This window comes from Vibrio sp. SCP2 (assembly GCF_059295395.1).
The window spans coordinates 201,230-220,642 of record NZ_JCAFVV010000005.1 but is presented as its reverse complement, the minus strand read 5'-3'; the positions used below and the strand labels follow the sequence as shown (position 1 = coordinate 220,642).

The 19,413-nt window shown below is 45.1% G+C and carries 16 protein-coding genes; 5 read left to right on the top strand and 11 right to left on the bottom strand.

Annotation, left to right across the window (positions count from 1 at the left end; all coding sequences use genetic code 11):
• Positions 1–194 precede the first annotated feature (194 nt).
• The 3 genes from lysS to brnQ all read right to left on the bottom strand — a co-directional run bounded on the left by lysS (position 195) and on the right by brnQ (position 4,338).
• On the bottom strand, positions 195–1,712 hold the full coding sequence (lysS, locus tag AC5O63_RS15815; protein ID WP_494505559.1) for a lysine--tRNA ligase: 1,518 nt from the start codon (positions 1,710–1,712) through the stop codon (positions 195–197).
• 51 nt (positions 1,713–1,763) lie between these two features.
• A protein-coding gene (prfB, locus tag AC5O63_RS15810) for a peptide chain release factor 2 (protein ID WP_100225195.1) occupies positions 1,764–2,862 on the bottom strand; the annotation gives its coding sequence in 2 pieces (ribosomal slippage) (positions 1,764–2,786 and positions 2,788–2,862; 1,098 coding nt in all).
• A 162-nt stretch (positions 2,863–3,024) separates the two neighbouring features.
• Positions 3,025–4,338 (bottom strand): branched-chain amino acid transport system II carrier protein, encoded by a 1,314-nt coding sequence (gene brnQ, locus AC5O63_RS15805; protein WP_494505558.1) that lies wholly within the window; start codon positions 4,336–4,338, stop codon positions 3,025–3,027.
• A gap of 316 nt (positions 4,339–4,654) precedes the next feature.
• Here brnQ and AC5O63_RS15800 point away from each other — a divergent pair, with 316 nt between their 5' ends.
• Positions 4,655–5,362 (top strand): tRNA1(Val) (adenine(37)-N6)-methyltransferase, encoded by a 708-nt coding sequence (locus tag AC5O63_RS15800; RefSeq protein ID WP_494505557.1) that lies wholly within the window; start codon positions 4,655–4,657, stop codon positions 5,360–5,362.
• Positions 5,363–5,451: 89 nt separating this feature from the next.
• A complete protein-coding gene (gene srmB, locus AC5O63_RS15795; RefSeq protein ID WP_494505556.1) occupies positions 5,452–6,684 on the top strand; it encodes an ATP-dependent RNA helicase SrmB in 1,233 nt (410 codons plus the stop codon).
• Positions 6,685–7,022: 338 nt separating this feature from the next.
• Here srmB and prfC read toward each other — a convergent pair whose 3' ends face one another.
• Complete coding sequence (prfC, locus tag AC5O63_RS15790) at positions 7,023–8,612, bottom strand: peptide chain release factor 3 (RefSeq protein ID WP_494505555.1); 1,590 nt, start codon at positions 8,610–8,612, stop codon at positions 7,023–7,025.
• Between the two features lie 213 nt (positions 8,613–8,825).
• On the opposite strand from prfC, the gene AC5O63_RS15785 reads away from it, so the two are divergent.
• A complete protein-coding gene (locus AC5O63_RS15785; protein ID WP_171324608.1) occupies positions 8,826–10,877 on the top strand; it encodes a putative bifunctional diguanylate cyclase/phosphodiesterase in 2,052 nt (683 codons plus the stop codon).
• Positions 10,878–10,881: 4 nt separating this feature from the next.
• Here AC5O63_RS15785 and rimI read toward each other — a convergent pair whose 3' ends face one another.
• From rimI to rlmE, 6 genes are all read right to left on the bottom strand, one after another.
• A complete protein-coding gene (gene rimI / locus AC5O63_RS15780) occupies positions 10,882–11,331 on the bottom strand; it encodes a ribosomal protein S18-alanine N-acetyltransferase (RefSeq protein WP_494505554.1) in 450 nt (149 codons plus the stop codon).
• Positions 11,332–11,343: 12 nt separating this feature from the next.
• Positions 11,344–11,748, bottom strand: coding sequence for a DNA polymerase III subunit psi (locus AC5O63_RS15775; RefSeq protein WP_494505587.1), 405 nt, complete (start codon positions 11,746–11,748; stop codon positions 11,344–11,346).
• 126 nt (positions 11,749–11,874) lie between these two features.
• Positions 11,875–13,215, bottom strand: a complete 1,341-nt coding sequence (glmM, locus tag AC5O63_RS15770) for a phosphoglucosamine mutase (RefSeq protein WP_171324612.1) — start codon at positions 13,213–13,215, stop codon at positions 11,875–11,877.
• A gap of 28 nt (positions 13,216–13,243) precedes the next feature.
• Positions 13,244–14,074: a dihydropteroate synthase gene (gene folP, locus AC5O63_RS15765; RefSeq protein WP_494505553.1), complete on the bottom strand. Its 831-nt coding sequence runs from the start codon at positions 14,072–14,074 to the stop codon at positions 13,244–13,246.
• Positions 14,075–14,122: 48 nt separating this feature from the next.
• Positions 14,123–16,096, bottom strand: a complete 1,974-nt coding sequence (gene ftsH, locus AC5O63_RS15760) for an ATP-dependent zinc metalloprotease FtsH (protein ID WP_494505552.1) — start codon at positions 16,094–16,096, stop codon at positions 14,123–14,125.
• 107 nt (positions 16,097–16,203) lie between these two features.
• Complete coding sequence (gene rlmE / locus AC5O63_RS15755; protein ID WP_004742663.1) at positions 16,204–16,833, bottom strand: 23S rRNA (uridine(2552)-2'-O)-methyltransferase RlmE; 630 nt, start codon at positions 16,831–16,833, stop codon at positions 16,204–16,206.
• Positions 16,834–16,946: 113 nt separating this feature from the next.
• Here rlmE and yhbY point away from each other — a divergent pair, with 113 nt between their 5' ends.
• Positions 16,947–17,243 carry a ribosome assembly RNA-binding protein YhbY gene (gene yhbY, locus AC5O63_RS15750; protein WP_004742662.1) on the top strand — a complete coding sequence of 99 codons (297 nt, stop codon included), beginning with the start codon at positions 16,947–16,949 and terminating at the stop codon, positions 17,241–17,243.
• Positions 17,244–17,313: 70 nt separating this feature from the next.
• Here yhbY and greA read toward each other — a convergent pair whose 3' ends face one another.
• Positions 17,314–17,787 (bottom strand): transcription elongation factor GreA, encoded by a 474-nt coding sequence (gene greA / locus AC5O63_RS15745; RefSeq protein WP_004742661.1) that lies wholly within the window; start codon positions 17,785–17,787, stop codon positions 17,314–17,316.
• Between the two features lie 548 nt (positions 17,788–18,335).
• Between greA and AC5O63_RS15740 the strand changes: the two genes are divergently transcribed.
• Complete coding sequence (locus tag AC5O63_RS15740; RefSeq protein ID WP_494505551.1) at positions 18,336–19,364, top strand: porin; 1,029 nt, start codon at positions 18,336–18,338, stop codon at positions 19,362–19,364.
• The last annotated feature ends 49 nt before the right edge of the window (positions 19,365–19,413 follow it).

Sequence of the window (19,413 nt, the reverse complement as noted above, 5' to 3'; positions counted from 1 at the left end):
ACTTTTTCCATGCGTTGTGAGAAGCTACTCGAAAAAAACTTTCTTTGCTAAGTAACTCAATTGCTTAACAAACAGTGAATAGATTGACTGGTTAGACCAATACTAGAGGGAAAAACAAACTTTAGTTGTAGGTGACTAAAACGCAAAAAAGTCACCCGAAGGTGACTTTTAAAATTATGTTGTTTGCCTTCAGCTTAAGCTTGAGGGCGCATCGCTGGGAACAGAATCACGTCACGAATAGTGTGCGTGTTAGTAAACAGCATTGCTAGACGATCGATACCGATACCTTGACCTGCTGTTGGCGGTAGACCGTGCTCTAGTGCAGTGATGTAGTCTGCATCGTAGTACATTGCTTCATCATCACCCGCGTCTTTGGCGTTAACTTGCGCTTTGAAACGCTCGTCTTGATCTTGTGCATCGTTCAGCTCAGAGAAGCCGTTTGCAACTTCACGACCACCGATAAAGAACTCAAAACGGTCTGTAAAGAACGGGTTGTCATCGCTACGACGTGCTAGAGGAGAGATGTCCGCTGGGTAGCCAGTGATGAAGGTTGGTTGGATTAGCTGAGGCTCAGCCGTTTCACCAAAGATCTCTTCTAGAAGCTGACCACATGTCCAGAACGTTTCTACTTCAACATGTACAGATTTCGCAATCGCGACCATCTTGTCACGGTCTTGTAGATCTTCTTCCGTTAGTGCTTGGATCTCAGCGTGCTCAGGGTTGTAGTGTTTGATTGCTTCAAACATGCTCATGCGAGCGTACGTACCACCAAACTCAACCGTCTCGTCACCGTAAGGCATAGACGTTGAACCTAGAACGTCCATCGCCACTGTGCTTAGCATCTCTTCTGTTAGATCCATCAGATCTTTGTAGTCAGAGTACGCTTGGTAGAATTCCATCATTGTGAATTCTGGGTTGTGACGTGGAGATAGACCTTCGTTACGGAAGTTACGGTTGATCTCAAATACACGGTCAAAACCACCCACTACTAGACGCTTCAAGTAAAGCTCAGGTGCAACACGTAGATACATGTCGATGTCTAGTGCGTTGTGGTGAGTAATGAATGGGCGAGCCGTTGCACCACCAGGAATCACGTGCATCATTGGCGTTTCAACTTCTAGGTAGCCTTTCGAGCTCATGAAGTTACGGATTGCCGATACAAGCTTAGAACGAATGATGAATGCTTCACGTGAATCTTGGTTCACGATTAGGTCAACGTAACGCTGACGATAACGCATTTCTTGGTCAGTTAGACCGTGGAACTTCTCTGGCAGCGGACGAAGTGCTTTAGTTAGCAGCTCGTAAGACTCCATGTTCACGTAAAGGTCGCCTTTACCTGACTTGTGAAGTGCACCTTTAACACCAATGATGTCACCGATATCTAGGCCTTGGTATTTCTCTTTCAGCTCTTTTTGAACATCTTTTGCAGCATATGCTTGGATACGGCCAGATGTTTCTTGAATCGCTAGGAATGGACCACGTTTAGCCATAACACGACCAGCGATAGCAACAATGTGGTTTAGCTCTTCTAGCTCTTCCTTCGTCTTTTCACCGAATTCCGCTTGAAGATCACCAGCTAGGTGCTCACGACGGAAGTCATTTGGGTGGCCGTTTGCTTTGCAGCTCTTACGGATATGATCCAATTTAGCGCGGCGCTCAGCAATTAACTTGTTCTCTTCTTGTACGTTCTCGTTTTGAACAGCATCAGTCATTTTCGATGTATCCTGTTTTCGTTAGTAACGATAGTTTTTTCGGTGAAAAGCTTACAGACCTGATTTCAGGCTAGCTTCAATAAATTTGTCTAGGTCGCCATCTAGAACCGCTTGAGTGTTGCGGTTTTCAACGCCAGTACGTAAGTCTTTAATGCGCGAGTCATCCAGTACGTAAGAGCGGATTTGGCTACCCCAACCGATGTCAGATTTCGCATCTTCGTTCGCTTGCTTCTCTGCGTTCTGCTTTTGAATCTCTAGTTCAAAAAGCTTCGCACGAAGCTGCTTCATCGCTTGGTCTTTGTTCTTATGTTGAGAGCGATCGTTCTGACATTGAACCACAGTGTTAGTAGGAACGTGAGTAATACGAACCGCTGATTCCGTGGTGTTAACGTGCTGACCACCCGCACCAGAAGCGCGGTATACGTCGATACGTAGATCAGAAGGGTTAATGTCGATCTGAATGTTGTCATCAATCTCTGGGTAAATAAACGCAGAAGCAAACGATGTATGACGGCGGCCACTTGAATCGAACGGCGATTTACGAACAAGACGGTGAACACCAGTCTCTGTGCGCAACCAGCCATAAGCGTACTCGCCAGAAATCTTAACCGTTGCACCTTTCAGACCCGCGACTTCACCTTCTGACACTTCGATAACTTCGGTCTTAAAGCCTTTCGCTTCAGCCCAGCGCAAGTACATGCGTAGCATCATTGAAGTCCAGTCTTGCGCTTCTGTACCACCAGAGCCTGACTGTAAATCGATGTAACAGTCTGAAGCATCGTGGTCGCCAGAGAACATACGACGGAACTCAAGCTTTTCTAGTTTAGCTTCAAGCTCAGCCAATTCTGGTTCAACTTCATCGAAGGTTTCTTGATCTTCTTCTTCAACAGCAAGTTCTAAAAGACCTTCAACGTCTTCAACACCTTGCTCAAGTTGATCAATCGTTTCAACAACCGCTTCTAGTGAAGAACGTTCTTTACCTAGAGCTTGTGCGCGCTCTGGTTCGTTCCATACATCTGGTTGTTCTAGTTCTGCGTTGACTTCTTCTAGACGCTCTTGTTTGGCGTCATAGTCAAAGGTACCCCCTCAGGACATTTGTGCGCTCAGACACGTCCTTTAGGCGGTTTTTAATTGGATTGATTTCAAACATGTTTGCTCAACATTTATGAGTAGAATTTAACCGGAGAATTCTACTGAAAAATGTGACGAAGATACAGGAATATTTTATTGACGAATAAAAATGCTTGAATAGAAAAAATCCCCTGTCACGCCTTGCGCGACTGGGGATCTTTGATTCAAAAAAGTTGCTTTATTATGCAGCTTCTTCCGTTAGCGTCTGTTGTTCTGACTTACCAACAAAAAACATACATGCAATTGCAACTGCCGTTGGCATCAACCACCCCATACCAACATCAAACAACGGCAGCATGCTCAGTGCTGATACGTCGACACCTGCAACTTTTGCCGCATCAATCAGTGCAAACAGTAATGAGACCAAAATAACCACACGATAAGCCACTTGTGGATTTGGTAGCTTTTTGCGCACAAACGTCAGTGCCACTAGCGCAATCGCTACTGGATATAGTGCAAATAGCACAGGCACAGATAGAGAAATTAGCTGTGATAGACCAACATTTGCCACAGTTGCACAAGCAACACCAATGATAACTACCCATGCTTTGTAAGAAACTGGCGTGATAGAACTGAAGTAATCAGAACAAGCAGAGATAATACCGATAGCCGTGGTCAAACATGCAAGCAGTACAATCACAGACAGCACAATCTGACCATATGGACCAAATAGAGACTGAACGTACACGCTAAGAATCGCACCACCGTTGTCAGCACCAGCAGCTACTGCGGCACTAGTTGCGCCTAGGTAGAACAGTGATACATAGACAAAGACTAGGCCCGTTGCAGCGACAAATGCTGCGCTAATCAGGTACTTCGCCGTCGCCTTTTGATCATCTACACCTTTTTTACGCAGTGCATCTACGATAAGCCCACCAAACATCAGCGAGGCAAACGTATCCATGGTGTTGTAACCCTCTAGGAAACCTTTCTGTAGAGGATGCGTCAGGTACTCTCCTTGCGCAGCGATCATTTCACCTTGCGGATCAATAAATACCGCAGCCGCAAGCACAATCAATCCCAAGAAAAGAACTGGAGTCAGGATTTTACCAATCACATCGATCAACTTGCCCTGAGACCATGCAAAAAACATCGCGACAACAAAGAATAGAACAGAGAAAATCGTCAAATGCATTTGCGCCGCATCGATAAAGAAGGGTTTAACTGCCATTTCGTAAGCGACAAGACCTGTACGAGGCGCTGCAAATGCAGGACCAATGATGATAAAAATCAGTACCGCAATAGTCATCGCCACGCGCTTTGGCAGATCTTTGGTTAAGTGCTCCCAAGAACCACCAGCAACCGCAATTGCAACGATAGTAATAAGAGGTAGACCTACTGCCGTCAGTAGGAAACCTGTCATAGCAGGAATTAAGTTTTCTCCGGCTAATTGACCAGCCAAAGGTGGGAAAATAATGTTACCTGCACCCAAAAAGAATGCGAAAAGCATAAAGCCTACCGCAATAATATCTGTTAGTTTTAAAGTCTGATTCACTGTCGACCCTTTACTTATAATTTAATAGATGTTGTGTTTGCTGAGTGATACGAACGTGCGCTCACTCTATAAAATTAAGGCGCGCATGATGACGAAATCCTTATCACCTCGCAAGCTCAAGGCTAAAAACACCATAAAAATTTATAATCAGACCTAAAAATCAGCACACATCACCAATATCAATAAAAATACCAGTTTAATAAACTAGTCAAAATCCACTACACACTGGACACAAATAGCACAAAAAACCAAACAACCGCGTAACAACAGATCAATTAACTCAAAAACTAACCGAACTCCGACAAACATAAAAGTTATGAAAAAAACAAAAGACTTCGATTTCAAACAATTTAGCATTTACGGCGGCCTTTCAGGCATGCCTGTCAGTACTGACGGAGTACTGCTAGGTGCTTGGACTAGCTTGGAAAATGCGGCGTCTTTATTGGATATTGGAACAGGGACAGGATTGCTAAGTTTGATGTGCGCTCAACGTCATCTTTCAATGACTATCGAGGCGATTGATATTGATGACAATGCTATCGAAGCGGCAAATATAAATTTCACGCGCTCACCTTGGGCGCAAAGATTAGCGCTCCATCAAGGTGATGTGCTTACGTACCAATTTCCAAAACAGTTTGATCGCATCATATGTAACCCGCCTTACTTCAATACAGGTGAGCAAGCGAGCAATATTTCGCGCGCAACCGCTAGACATACAGATACCTTAACCCATCAAGCGTTGCTTGCACGATGTCAGCAGTTACTCACCAGCCAAGGCAAAGCAAGCTTTGTACTACCTAAAGTCGAGGGAGATCTGTTCATTCAGTTAGCGACAGAACAGGGTTGGCATGTCAGTCGACGATGCCAAATCAAGCCCACTGAACGTAAAGAGGTCACTAGGCTGTTGATTGAACTGACCAAAACACCAATAACAACGATTGAAGAATCCCTGACTATTCATAGTGATGGAGGCTATAGCGATGCCTTTATCGATTTGACGAAAGACTTTTATCTTAAGATGTAAAAATAACGTGTGATCCTTGTCACCGAAAACTCTATAATACGTCCCCTTAAATTTATTGTTCACACCAACTGGCTTGTGGAGACATCATAGTGATCAGAAATTTTGCTGAATTAGAGTTAGACCCTAACCTACTCCTCGCAATCGAAGAAATGGGTTACGACCGCCCAACGCAAATTCAAGCTGAAGCCATTCCACAAGCTTTAGATGGCCGCGACATTTTAGCTTCCGCACCGACAGGGACGGGTAAAACCGCAGCCTTTGTCTTGCCTGCTCTGCAATATTTGCAAGACTTCCCTCGCCGTAAGCCAGGACCTGCGCGCATTCTAATATTAACGCCAACTCGTGAGTTAGCGATGCAGGTTGCCGATCAAGCACGTGCACTGGCTAAGCACACTAAGCTCAATATCTTCACCATTACTGGTGGTGTGCAGTATCAAGAGCACGCTGAAATCTTAGGTAAAACTCAAGATATCGTCGTCGCAACACCAGGACGTTTGATGGAATACATCAACGCAGAACGTTTTGACTGTCGAGCGATCGAATGGCTGATCCTAGATGAAGCTGACCGCATGCTAGACATGGGTTTTGGCCCAACCGTTGACCGCCTCTCTGCCGAGTGTCGTTGGCGTAAACAAACTTTACTCTTCTCAGCGACGCTAGAAGGTAAAGGTGTTGAAGGTTTTACTGCAGACCTACTTAAAGAGCCTGCAGAGATAGACGCAGAGCCTTCACGCCGTGAGCGTAAAAAGATTGCCCAGTGGTATCACCGTGCTGACGATATGACGCACAAGCTTGAGCTACTGAAAAAGATCATCAATGACCAAGCTGAGCGTTCAATCGTGTTCCTAAAAACGCGTGAGCGCTTATCAGAGCTGCGTGTTGAACTTGAGAAAGCGGAAATCCATTGTGCATGGATCCAAGGCGAAATGCCTCAAGATCGCCGTAACAATGCGATTGCCCGCTTCCGTGATGGAAGCGTCAATGTTCTTCTAGCGACCGATGTTGCTGCTCGCGGTATCGACCTTCCAGATGTTAGCCACGTGATCAACTACGATATGCCGCGCAGCGCTGACGTGTATCTGCATCGTATCGGCCGTACCGCACGTGCAGGTAAGAAAGGTAACGCTATCTCACTAGTAGAAGCACACGACCAACCAATGATGGATCGCGTTGCTCGCTACGTAAAAGAAGAGATCAAAGAGCGCTTCATTAAAGAAATGCGTCCAAAGCACAAAAAGCCAACATTCAAGAAAAAGAAAAAAGACGACAAGAAAAAGTCTGTCGCTAAAGGCAAAAAGAAAGTCGCTAAGAAGAAGAAATAGCGAAAGAGCTAGAGAAATTTGGAGGGTTGATGTGCGAGCATCAACCCTTTTTGTTTGCGCGCGCTTCGCTAGTGATATGGGATACGGGAACGGACTTCGTCCTACGGATAACTGGATAACTGGATAACTGGATAACTGGATAACTGGATAACTGGATAACTAAGGTTGAGTGAGCACCTTAGAGGGTCAACTTTATTTTTCCCGAAGGGCGAAGCCCGATCCCGTTTTCCATAAGCGAAGCGTTCTATAGGACGAAGTCCGTTCTAACCCCCTAAACAAAAAATGCCGCCTTAAATAAGGCGGCATTGATACTTAAATTTTGCGATTAAGCCAAACTATCAGTGCTCGCGGGTGGCGCGGAACTCAACTTCTGGAAAACGCTCTTTCGCTAGATTCAGGTTCACCATAGTTGGTGCGATGTAGGTTAGGTTATCACCACCATCTAGCGCTAGGTTAGTTTGGTTCTTACGCTGGAATTCATCCAGTTTCTTACCATCTTCACACTCTACCCAGCGTGCAGTTGCGACGTTTACGCTCTCGTAGATCGCTTCTACGTTGTATTCTGCTTTCAGGCGCGCTACCACGACGTCAAACTGAAGTACACCTACCGCACCTACGATTAGATCGTTGTTTTGTAGTGGGCGGAATACCTGTACTGCACCTTCTTCAGAAAGCTGAACTAGACCTTTTAGTAGCTGTTTCTGCTTCAGTGGATCTCTTAGACGAATGCGGCGGAATAGCTCTGGTGCAAAGTTAGGAATGCCAGAGAACTTCAGCACTTCACCTTGAGTAAAGGTATCACCAATCTGGATTGTACCGTGGTTGTGAAGACCAATAATATCACCTGCGTAAGCGTTTTCTGCACGTGAACGGTCACCGGCCATAAAGGTTACCGCATCAGAGATATTGATTTGCTTACCGATACGCACATGATTCATCTTCATACCTTGCTTGTAGGTACCCGATACAATTCGCATAAAGGCAATGCGGTCACGGTGCTTAGGATCCATGTTGGCTTGGATCTTAAAGACGAAACCTGAGAAGTTTTCTTCTGTTGCTTCTACTGAACGCTCATTAGCTTCACGCGTTTGAGGTGCTGGCGCCCACTTAGTAAGACCTTCTAGCATATGGTCAACACCAAAGTTACCTAGTGCAGTACCAAAATAGACAGGTGTTAATTCACCTTGTAGGAACAGCTCAAGATCAAACTCAGGACAAGCTCCCATAACTAGCTCAAGTTCCTCTCGAACACTTTCAGCAAGGTCTGCGCCTACTGCTTGATCTAGCTCTGGATTATCAAGCCCTTTGATGGTGCGTACTTCTTGAATCTCATGACCGTGGCCAGATTCATAAAGAATCGTTTCATCACGGTGAATGTGGTAAACCCCTTTAAACTCTTTACCACAACCGATAGGCCAAGAGATAGGCGCACACATCATGCCTAGCTCGCTTTCAACCTCGTCTAGGACTTCCATCGGGTCACGAACATCACGGTCTAATTTGTTCATGAAAGTGACGATTGGTGTATCGCGTAAACGTGTTACTTCCATCAGTTTACGAGTACGGTCCTCGACACCTTTCGCCGCGTCGATTACCATCAAACAGGAGTCAACCGCCGTCAATGTACGATAAGTATCTTCCGAGAAGTCTTCGTGTCCTGGGGTATCGAGAAGGTTAACCAAACAATCGTTGAACGGAAACTGCATGACAGACGTTGTTACCGAGATACCACGCTCTTTCTCCATCTCCATCCAGTCAGATTTTGCGTGTTGAGCTGAGCCACGGCCTTTAACAGTACCCGCTGTTTGGATAGCACGTCCGAACAATAGTACTTTTTCTGTAATCGTGGTTTTACCCGCATCCGGGTGCGAGATAATAGCGAATGTTCTACGTTTAGACACTTCGCCTAGAAATGGAGTATTTGACATGAAAGGTTCTTCTTCTGTCTAAGCGCTAGAGAAGGCAAGAAATACCCTAGCGTAAATGGTCGATTCAATTTTGCGCGGTATTTTCGCTTATAATGGACTGTGGGGCAACTTCCACAGCGAAAATGGCACAAAATCAACGTCAATTTCCCTGTCTATTAAAATATCAATGAAATTGGGCTATAACTAAAGGAGTAGAGGGAACCGATCTGAACTATGCCTAAAAGCAAGAAAATAAACTCACTCGCTTTTCGTCAAGCGAAAACAGTATTCCTAGTTTCCGTTATTCTAGGGATCTGCTTTAGCTTTTATCATATCTTGGTGGATCTCCATCAGGAGCAAAAGCGCATAGAAGAACATTACCAGTTCAAGCTCCTACAGAACTATTCAAATGCCAGTCAAGCGGCCTACCACCTCAATCAGTTATTGGCGGAACAAGTTGCTTCTAGCTTGATGATGGACAATGCGGTCTACAAGGTGCAAATTGTCGATGACTTTGGTGATACGCTAACGGAAAAAGAGCGCAATGTGTCACTGCAAGGTGATTTCACTGAAGCTCTGTCTAGCTATCTAACCCCAACGACGCCGATTTATACCACTGACTTGCATCAACCTAACTCACACGTTGTGGTCGGAACCTTAAGCTTCTCCGTCAATGGCGCTAATATTGCCAAAGACTTTATTGCCAAAACCAGTCAAATACTGCTGTTTGACCTATTTCGAAATATCCTTTTAACGTCAATCCTATTGATGTTCTTCTATCAAAAGCTTTCCAAACCACTGGTTACGTTAATTGAGTGGGTACGCTCACTACAAAATACCAAAAGTGACCTTCCGCCACCGACTCTCTATCGAGATGATGAGCTTGGCCAGTTAGCGAAAACCTTCCATACTCTTTGGAAAGAGAGAGAAGCTGCAGCGGTACAGCTCAATCAACTGGCTTACTACGACTCTCTAACTGGGTTAGCTAACCGCAGTTTACTTTTGCAAATGCTCAAAGACTCGATCGAAGAAGCCAACACTAATAACCAAGCGGGTGCACTTTTCTACTTAGATTTAGACAGATTTAAAACCATCAATGACTCTCTCGGTCATACGATTGGGGATAATTTAATTAAGGCGATATCAAAACGGATCGAAGCTTGGCTGCGAGATGACTTCACAGCGGCTCGTATCGGCGGGGATGAGTTTGCAATCTTGCTGCCCAATACTAGCGCAGACAAAGCACATGAGTTTGCTCAGCAGCTCCTAGCTCTTGTCTCCAACCCATACTCTATTGATGACCACCAGCTCTACTGTACGGTCAGTGTCGGCATCGCTATCTTCCCATCGGTAGGTAGCACCAATATCGATGTGTTGCGCCAAGCTGATACCGCCCTTTATCGCGCTAAAACAGCAGGGCGAAACAAATACATGTTCTATGAGCCAGAGATGCAGGCTCAGGTAGAATCTTTCCTAGAAATTGAAAAAGGGCTGCATGAGGCTCTCAACCAAGGCCAGCTTGAGCTCTACTATCAGCCTCAGGTCGATGACAATCATAATATCATTGGTGTTGAAGCACTGATTCGTTGGAACCACCCACAGAAAGGGGTGTTACCGCCAGGGGTGTTTATGCCAATCGCCGAAGAAACAGGGCAAATCCTGCAAATTGGTAATTGGATCATTGAGCAAGCTTGCTATCAATTTTCTCACTGGAAAAAAGAAGGGATACTCCCAAGCACTTTCCGAAGGCTGGCAATTAACATCAGCCCATTACAGTTTTCTCAACCATCGTTTGTGGAGCACATCGTTGACTCCCTCGCCCAAGCGGACATTGACGGTGAACATATTGAGCTAGAGATTACCGAGAATCTACTGTTAGAGAATGTCGAAGCAGCGATTCAGAAAATGGCAGAGTTGAAAGAGCACAACCTAAAAACATCGATCGATGATTTTGGTACTGGGTATTCTTCACTACGTTATTTGAAACACCTGTCTGTCGACGTACTAAAAATCGACCGCTCTTTCGTTACCCAGCTTCATTTAGATGAGAGTGACCAAGCGATCGTTGATACCATCATTATGACCGCACGTAGACTCAATTTAGAAGTGATTGCGGAAGGTGTCGAAGATGCTAATGAGCTCAATGCGCTTAAACAGCTTGGCTGTGCTCAATTCCAAGGCTACTTGTTTGACAAACCTTTACCAGCCTCAGAACTGAATGAACGGTTTGAAAAGAACTTTTACCCCGTAGAAGGCCCTTCGGTCGTCAAAGCGGTACAAAAGTAGCTGTCTAAAAAAAGATATAACTCATGATGATCGCATCTTCTTTACCTGACGTTGTCGGGTAGTAGTTGATGCGGCGATCGACTTCATTAAAGCCAATCGATTCGTAGAGACCAAACGCATTGCTATTGCTTTCTCGCACCTCTAACCAAGCGCTGTCAGCCTGATCTTGCTCGCAAATATCTAGGAAAGCTTCCATTAACTGCTTACCGTAGCCTAGCCCTTGTTGGCTAGGACTAACCGCAACATTGAGCAAAGTAACTTCACCAACGATATTCTGGGCATAGAAATAACCCACGACTTGTTTTTCAACCACCAACACATGGTGGCGCGCACCGCGACTATTTAGGTCACGAATCATGGTTTCAGACCAAGGGTGAGAGTGGGCGCTTTGCTCAATATTCCACACTTGATCAAGATGCTCTAATGCGAGCGGTAAAATTGAAGATTGGCTCATAAGGGGTCACGATTACTGATAAGAACAGATCTGTTGCCATAGGGCTCGGCGTTGTTCGTTGTTACCATCAACTTGAGCCAGTAATGGGGAAACAAGCGCTTTAGCTTCAAGACGATCTTGCTGATCGCATCCGGCAAACCAAATCCACTCTAGATGATGATTATCGTTATCGAGCTGGCTCAATTGCTCTGGAGTAACATGTAGAGCCTGTTCAAGTGACAACTTGATGCTTTTTAATACCCGCTCAAACATCTCTGCCGTTTTCCCCTGAGGAAGTTGAGGAGAAACAAGCAGCAATTTACAGTTATCAGGCAAGATCAGTTGTGGTGATAGGTATCCCAATAACCTTTCAGGGTGTGCCAGCTGATAGCACTGGATTCCCATTTCTTGTAAATACTGTTGCTGTGGCATATCAATCATCACCCTTAAAATCGCACTAATCGTACCATAACAACCCCAGTTCCAATCAAGCATTTGTCTGGGTAACGCACAATAAAAAGCGCCACCCGAAGGCAGCGCTCTAAACTCAGCATTTGCTGTAATCTAGAAACTCGACTTAACGGCTTCGGCAATCTTCAGCGCAGAAGACTGAACTAGCTCTGCATCTTCACCTTCAACCATGACGCGAATTAGAGGCTCTGTACCTGACTTGCGTAGCAATACACGCCCTTTGTCACCTAATTCTGCTTCCACTTCAGCCACTGACGCTTTCACGGCATCCGCTTCTAGTGGGTTAGAATCACCAGAGAAACGAACATTCTCTAGAACTTGTGGGTAAAGAGTCATGCCTTGCGAAAGCTCGTGGAGAGACATATCACTGCCCACAACCGATGCAAGCACCTGAAGCGCAGCAACAATGGCATCACCCGTCGTCACTTTATCTAGCAGAATTACGTGACCTGAGTTCTCAGCGCCGATTTTCCAGCCTTTTTCTAGCAGTTGCTCCATAACGTAGCGGTCACCAACAGCAGCGCGTACAAATGGAATGCCTAGCTGTTTTAAGCCATTTTCCATACCAAGGTTGGTCATCAGCGTACCAACGACACCACCTTTTAGCTCACCGCGACGCAGGGCATCACGTGCGATAATATAAGCAATTTGGTCACCATCAATCTTGTTACCTAGGTGATCGACCATGATGATACGATCGCCATCACCATCGAAAGCCAAACCAAGCTCTGCACCTTCTTCAACCACACGTTTTTGTAGAGCACGCACATCTGTAGCACCTACTTCTGCGTTGATGTTGGTACCATTAGGCTCAATACCCATGGCGATCACTTCTGCACCTAGCTCGCTAAACACAGCTGGAGCAATATGGTAAGTCGCACCATGCGCGCAATCGACCACGATTTTTTTACCCGCTAGACTTAGCTCTGATGGGAAAGTGCTCTTACAAAATTCAATGTAACGGCCCGCAGCGTCGTTAAGACGGCTTGCTTTACCAAGTAATGCCGACTCCACACATTCAATGTCTTTATCAAGCTCTGCTTCAATCGCCAGCTCGATATCATCTGGTAGCTTAGTGCCTTCTGACGAGAAGAATTTAATACCGTTATCGTAATATGGGTTGTGCGATGCTGAAATCACGATGCCCGCTTCTGCGCGGAAAGTTTGCGTCAGGTATGCGACTGCCGGTGTTGGCATTGGGCCAGTAAAGGTCGCTTTTAACCCTGCTGCGGCCAAACCCGCCTCAAGAGCAGACTCAAGCATGTAACCTGAAATGCGTGTGTCCTTACCGATGATGACTTTCTTTGTACCCTGCTTGGCCAATACGCGACCCGCAGCCCAGCCTAGCTTAAGCACAAAATCAGGAGTAATTGGGTACTGGCCCACTTTGCCACGTACACCATCCGTACCAAAATAACGTCTCTTATCAGACATGGTTGTTCCTTTTATCTTTCTATTCTGCTCAATGATTCGTTCTGGTCATTGAGACAATTTTCATAGCATCAAGCGTTTGTTCAAAATCGTGCACGCGAATGATTTGCGCACCTTTCATAGCGGCGATTGTAGCGCATGCTACGCTCGCTGACACGCACTCAGCCGGAGCTTTGTCGAGGAATTTGAAGATCATAGATTTTCTCGACATCCCTGCAAGAATTGGCAACCCAAATTGATGAAGTTCTTCTAGGTGAGACAGCATCTGATAGTTGTGTTCTAGTGTTTTACCAAAACCAAACCCGGGATCAAGTATCAACTTTTCACGCTCGATCCCCACTTCTGCACACGCCTCAATGCGCTGCTGCAAAAACTCACCGACCTCTTTTACCAAATCATCATAGTGAGGGTTCGCTTGCATGGTACGAGGCTGCCCTTGCATATGCATTAAACAGATAGGTAATCCTGTTTCTGCCGCTACTTCTAGCGCTCCAGGCTCTTGCAAAGCCCTGACGTCATTGATGATATCAGCACCTGCTTCAGCCGCTTGACGCATCACTTCCGCTTTACTGGTATCAATTGAAATCCACACGTCAGATTGCTCGCGAATCGCTTTAATCACTGGAATGGTTCGTTGAAGCTCTTCAGTCAATTCAACATCGGGAGCTCCAGGGCGGGTTGACTCACCGCCGATGTCAATAATGGTCACTCCTGAATCAATCATACGCTGAGCTTGAACAAGCGCATCTTCTAGAGCGCGAAACTGACCGCCATCAGAAAAAGAATCAGGGGTAACATTCAGAATCCCCATCACTTGTGGCTGAGATAAATCGAGAGTTTTATTATTTGCTTTTAGAATCATAAACACAAAAACCCCGAGTTGCCTCGGGGTTTCTCTTAATCATAACAATTATTCTGAGTCTTTCTTCTCAGTTGCTTCCGCTGACGTGCTCTCTTGAGAAGTGGCAGCGTCATCCGCTTTCGCTTCAGTAGCTGGAGCCTCTTCAGCTTTACCCTCTGACTTATCTTCAGGTTTTGCATCTGACTTGTTGCTTGGGTTGTCACCCCAACCTGCAGGCTCGCGGATATCTGCTTTACGTTCCATAAGGTCATCAATCTGACCTGCATCAATGGTCTCGTACTTCATCAACGCATCTTTCATTGCGTGCATGATATCCATATTGTCTTCAAGGATCTGTTTCGCACGCGCATAGTTGCTGTCAATCAAGTGACGAACTTCGTCATCGATAAGTTTCGCCGTATCATCAGACATGTGCTTAGTCTGAGTTACGCTACGGCCAAGGAACACTTCACCTTCATCTTCTGCATAAAGAAGAGGACCAAGTTTTTCCGAGAAGCCCCACTGAGTTACCATCTTACGCGCGATATCAGTTGCACGTTCGATATCATTCGAAGCACCCGTTGATACTTTGTCTGCGCCGTAGATTAGCTCTTCAGCCAAGCGACCACCGTATAGGCTCGAAATCATAGACTCTAGATGTTGACGAGACATACTGACACGATCTTGCTCTGGTAAGTACATTGTCACACCAAGAGCACGGCCACGTGGAATGATCGATACTTTGTACACTGGATCATGTTCAGGAACCAAACGACCAACGATAGCGTGACCCGCTTCGTGATAAGCCGTTGACTCTTTAGTCTCTTCAGACATCACCATAGAACGGCGCTCTGCACCCATCATGATTTTGTCTTTCGCCAGTTCAAACTCAACCATAGAAACGTTGCGCTTGTTACCACGTGCCGCGAATAGCGCCGCTTCGTTAACAAGGTTTGCTAGGTCTGCACCTGAGAAACCTGGTGTACCACGAGCAATTAGCGATGGCTCTACATCACCTGCTAGAGGCACTTTACGCATGTGAACTTTAAGGATCTGCTCACGACCACGTACATCTGGTAGACCAACGACAACCTGACGGTCAAAACGACCAGGACGAAGTAACGCTGGGTCAAGTACGTCTGGACGGTTAGTCGCGGCGATAACGATAATACCTTCGTTACCTTCGAAGCCATCCATCTCAACTAGCATTTGGTTAAGTGTTTGCTCACGTTCATCGTGACCACCACCTACACCAGCACCACGCTGACGACCTACCGCATCAATCTCATCGATAAAGATGATACAAGGCGCCGCTTTCTTCGCTTGTTCGAACATGTCACGTACACGAGATGCACCAACACCAACAAACATTTCAACGAAGTCAGAACCAGAGATAGTAAAGAATGGTACTTTCGCTTCACCAGCAATCGCTTTTGCTAGAAGCGTTTTACCTGTACCTGGAGGACCGACCATCAGAACACCAGTTGGGATCTTACCGCCCAGCTTCTGGAAACGGCTCGGATCACGTAGGTAGTCAACCAGTTCTTTTACGTCTTCTTTTGCTTCGTCACAACCAGCGACATCAGCAAAAGTTGTTTTGATTTGTTCTTCGCTCATCATACGAGCTTTGCTCTTACCGAAAGACATCGCGCCTTTACCGCCGCCGCCTTGCATTTGACGCATGAAGAAAATCCACACACCAATCAGTAAGATCATAGGGAACCAAGAAATGAAGATAGTACCTAGCAAGCTTTGCTCTTCTGGAGGTGTGCCCTGTACTTTCACATTTTGGTTAATTAAGTCATCAAGTAGCTTCTGGTCGTAGACCGGCATGTAAGTAACATAACGCGAGCCGCCGCCACGACGTGTGAAAGTGATCTCACCGTCTTTAAAAGTTGCTTCCTGAATCTGGCCTTGGCCAACTTCCTGTACAAACGTGGTGTAATCCACCGCTCTGCCATTGCTCTCTCCAGGGCCAAAGCTCTGGAAAACCGACATCAATACGACAGCGATAACAAGCCACAGAATTAAATTTTTTGCCATGTCACTCAAGGTGTCAGCCTCTCGATAACTAATTGTAATTAAAGGTAGGGTACTACAGTTTATAACCTGTAGCTATAGTGTTAACTAACCCATCAATGGGCAAATAGTTAACCTTTGTAACCAGTGGCTACAACGAAGACTTCTCGTGAGCGAGCTCGCGATGAGTCAGGTTTTCTGATTTTTACGACTTTAAAAGTGTCTCGGACTTCTTTGACAAATTGGTCAAACCCTTCGCCTTGGAAGACCTTTACAACAAAGCTACCATTAGGTGCTAGAACTTGTCGACACATATCTAAAGCCAATTCAACTAAATACATTGCGCGAGGTTGATCGACTGAATTATTGCCTGCAATGTTTGGTGCCATATCCGACATCACCACATCGACCATCGACGGTTGAATGCGATCAAGCAAAGCGTCTAAAACCGCTTCTTCACGGAAATCACCTTGTAGGAAACTGACACCCGCAATCGGGTCCATCGGCAACAAATCACATGCAATAATTTGCCCATCCTCACCTACTATCTTAGCAGCATATTGAGACCAACCGCCGGGAGCTGCACCTAAATCGACTACAGTCATACCAGGTTTTAGCAATTTATCCTTAGTTTGGATCTCTTCCATCTTGAAATAAGCACGCGAGCGATAGCCTTTTTTACGGGCTTCATTGGCGTATTTATCATCAAAATGTTCTTTCAACCAGCGACCTGAGCTAGCGGAATGTTTCTGTTTACTCATTTGTTACCTAATAGATAGAGGGAACAACTAACCCAATAAATTATAGTCTTCAGGGTTAGATGGCGTTAAAATGGTATTTTTCAACCCTTATATTAAAGAAAATTGGCCGCGTAATGAACCTAAGCACCAAACAAAAGCAGCATCTAAAAGGCCTAGCGCACAGTCTAAAACCTGTTGTGCTTATGGGCGCAAACGGACTAACTGAAGCTGTTCTAGCGGAAATTGAAATTGCTCTTAACCACCACGAGCTAATCAAAATCAAAGTTGCATCAGAAGATCGCGACACTAAGAACCTGATTATTGAAGCTATTGTACGTGAAACACGTGCAGAGAAAGTACAAGTAATCGGTAAGACTTTAGTTCTATTCCGCCAATCGGAAGAACGTAAAATCGAGTTGCCACGTAAGTAATTTTACTTTCATGAGCAAGAAAAAAGGTCGCCTATGCGACCTTTTTTGATATTCAGAGCAACAAACTTGCTTAGATGTACTCGACGCTGTCGATTTCAAAGTCGCGATCACCACCTGGTGTAGAGATAACCACTTCGTCACCTTCCATCTTGCCGATAAGACCGCGCGCGATTGGTGAACTTACCGAGATACGACCCGCTTTAATGTCAGCTTCGTCATCACCTACGATCTGGTAGGTTTTCTCTTCTTCAGTATCACAGTCAATCAAAGTGACGGTTGAACCGAAGATAACTTTACCCGTGTTGTCCATTGTGGTTACGTCAATAACCTGAGCAACCGATAGCTTGTATTCGATATCACGAATTTGTGCTTCACAGATACCCTGCTCTTCACGAGCTGCATGATACTCGGCATTCTCTTTAAGGTCGCCTAGTTCACGTGCTTCAGCAATGGCTTCAGAAATCTGTGGGCGAAGCTTCAATAGTCTTTCTAGTTCTTCACGTAGCTTCTTTTCGCCACGTAGTGTCATTGGCACTTTTTCCATTATATACCTCATTCCAAAGCAATCTTTGGACAAAACAGAACTACCCAATCCAGTGGACTAGGTAGATGCATTAACTAATCAATTGCCTCTAGTGTAAACAAACTTGGCGGCTAAATCACTCAAATTAATCAAGCGTGATCTCTATCGCAAAATGCGCACGATAAACAATTGATAAATCAGCGCTGTTTTTGAATCTGATCGCGACAGCAAACATATTTCACCTAAAAAAAAATAAAGGTTCAGATATAAACCAACCTATCAACAACGCAACTTAACCCTTAACAATCAATAACTTGATATTATTTTATGTTTAATAAAACACTGTTCATAAGTTCGATTTATATCATTTTACTAACCCATCATGGAACTTTGCGTTAAAAACTTAGCTGACCTAATCAGCGAGATTAGTCTTTATTGCTCAATAACTTGCTATAACGCGTTGTTATGAGACTGGATTAATAGCGCTGATAACTAGAGGGCTCCCACAATTAAGTGGAGACGCTCCTCGCTATACAACTATTTATGGACAGTAAATTAGGACTAATAAGATGAACAAGACTCTGATCGCTCTAGCAGTTTCAGCTGCAGCAGTAGCTACAGGCGCAAACGCAGCAGAAATCTACAACAACGATGGCAACTCTATCGAAATGGGCGGCCGTGTTGAAGCACGTCTAGCAGTAAAAGATGGTAAAGCTGAAGACCAATCTCGCGTACGTCTAAACTTCGCTGGTACTTCTCAAATCAACGACAACCTATACGGTCTTGGTTTCTACGAAGGTGAGTACAAAGCAACTAAAGACAACGACACGGCGCGTGATTCTCTAGAGCACCGTTACATGTACGCTGGTCTTGGTGGTAACTTCGGTGAAGTAACTATGGGTACTGTTAAAGGTTCTCTAGCAGCAGTTACTGATTTCACAGATATCATGGCTTACCACGGTGCTAAAGCAGCAAACAAAGTTGAGTCAGCTGACCGTCCAGACCGTTCTATCGCATACGCTGGTGAATTCTCTGGTTTTGAACTACGCGCAAACTACACGTTTGAATCTTCAAAAGAAAACAACGATAAACTAGTTGGCGATGACAACAATGGTTACGCACTATCTGGTATCTACAACATCGGTGAAACTGGTGTTCGCCTAACAGCAGCTTACGCTAAGCAAAATGGCGTAAACTATAAGCAAGCTGTTACTAACCTAAACATCAATGCTGACGCTTCTCAGTACATGGTTGGTGCATCTTACGAAATCAGTGATTTCTACTTCGCTGGTCTATACAGCGACACTAAATACGATGAAGTAAACGGTAACAACACTGCAAAAGCAAAAGGTTACGAATTAGCAGCAGCTTACACGCTAGGTCAAGCTAAATTCACTTCAACGTACAACGTAGAAGAAGTTAAGTACCAAAGTAATTCTGAAAAGAGTGCTAACTCTGTAGCGATCGACGCGACTTACTTCTTTACGCCTAACTTCCGTTCTTACGTTTCTTACGACTTCAACCTTCTTAAAGAAGACAAAGTTGGTAAGCTAGCATCTGAAGACCAAGCAGTACTAGGTATGCGCTACGACTTCTAATTTCCTGACATTAAGTCATGAATGTAAGACGCCTGCTCTATAGCAGGCG

What these genes read in the sequence shown, in the direction of transcription:
- AC5O63_RS15740 (WP_494505551.1), top strand. Translation starts at nt 18,336, where the DNA reads ATGAACAAGACTCTGATCGCTCTAGCAGTTTCAGCTGCAGCAGTAGCT.
- yhbY (WP_004742662.1), top strand. Translation starts at nt 16,947, where the DNA reads ATGAACCTAAGCACCAAACAAAAGCAGCATCTAAAAGGCCTAGCGCAC.
- glmM (WP_171324612.1), bottom strand. Translation starts at nt 13,215, where the DNA reads ATGTCTGATAAGAGACGTTATTTTGGTACGGATGGTGTACGTGGCAAA.
- rlmE (WP_004742663.1), bottom strand. Translation starts at nt 16,833, where the DNA reads ATGAGTAAACAGAAACATTCCGCTAGCTCAGGTCGCTGGTTGAAAGAA.
- AC5O63_RS15785 (WP_171324608.1), top strand. Translation starts at nt 8,826, where the DNA reads ATGCCTAAAAGCAAGAAAATAAACTCACTCGCTTTTCGTCAAGCGAAA.
- folP (WP_494505553.1), bottom strand. Translation starts at nt 14,074, where the DNA reads ATGATTCTAAAAGCAAATAATAAAACTCTCGATTTATCTCAGCCACAA.
- AC5O63_RS15800 (WP_494505557.1), top strand. Translation starts at nt 4,655, where the DNA reads ATGAAAAAAACAAAAGACTTCGATTTCAAACAATTTAGCATTTACGGC.
- rimI (WP_494505554.1), bottom strand. Translation starts at nt 11,331, where the DNA reads ATGAGCCAATCTTCAATTTTACCGCTCGCATTAGAGCATCTTGATCAA.
- lysS (WP_494505559.1), bottom strand. Translation starts at nt 1,712, where the DNA reads ATGACTGATGCTGTTCAAAACGAGAACGTACAAGAAGAGAACAAGTTA.
- ftsH (WP_494505552.1), bottom strand. Translation starts at nt 16,096, where the DNA reads ATGGCAAAAAATTTAATTCTGTGGCTTGTTATCGCTGTCGTATTGATG.
- greA (WP_004742661.1), bottom strand. Translation starts at nt 17,787, where the DNA reads ATGGAAAAAGTGCCAATGACACTACGTGGCGAAAAGAAGCTACGTGAA.
- prfC (WP_494505555.1), bottom strand. Translation starts at nt 8,612, where the DNA reads ATGTCAAATACTCCATTTCTAGGCGAAGTGTCTAAACGTAGAACATTC.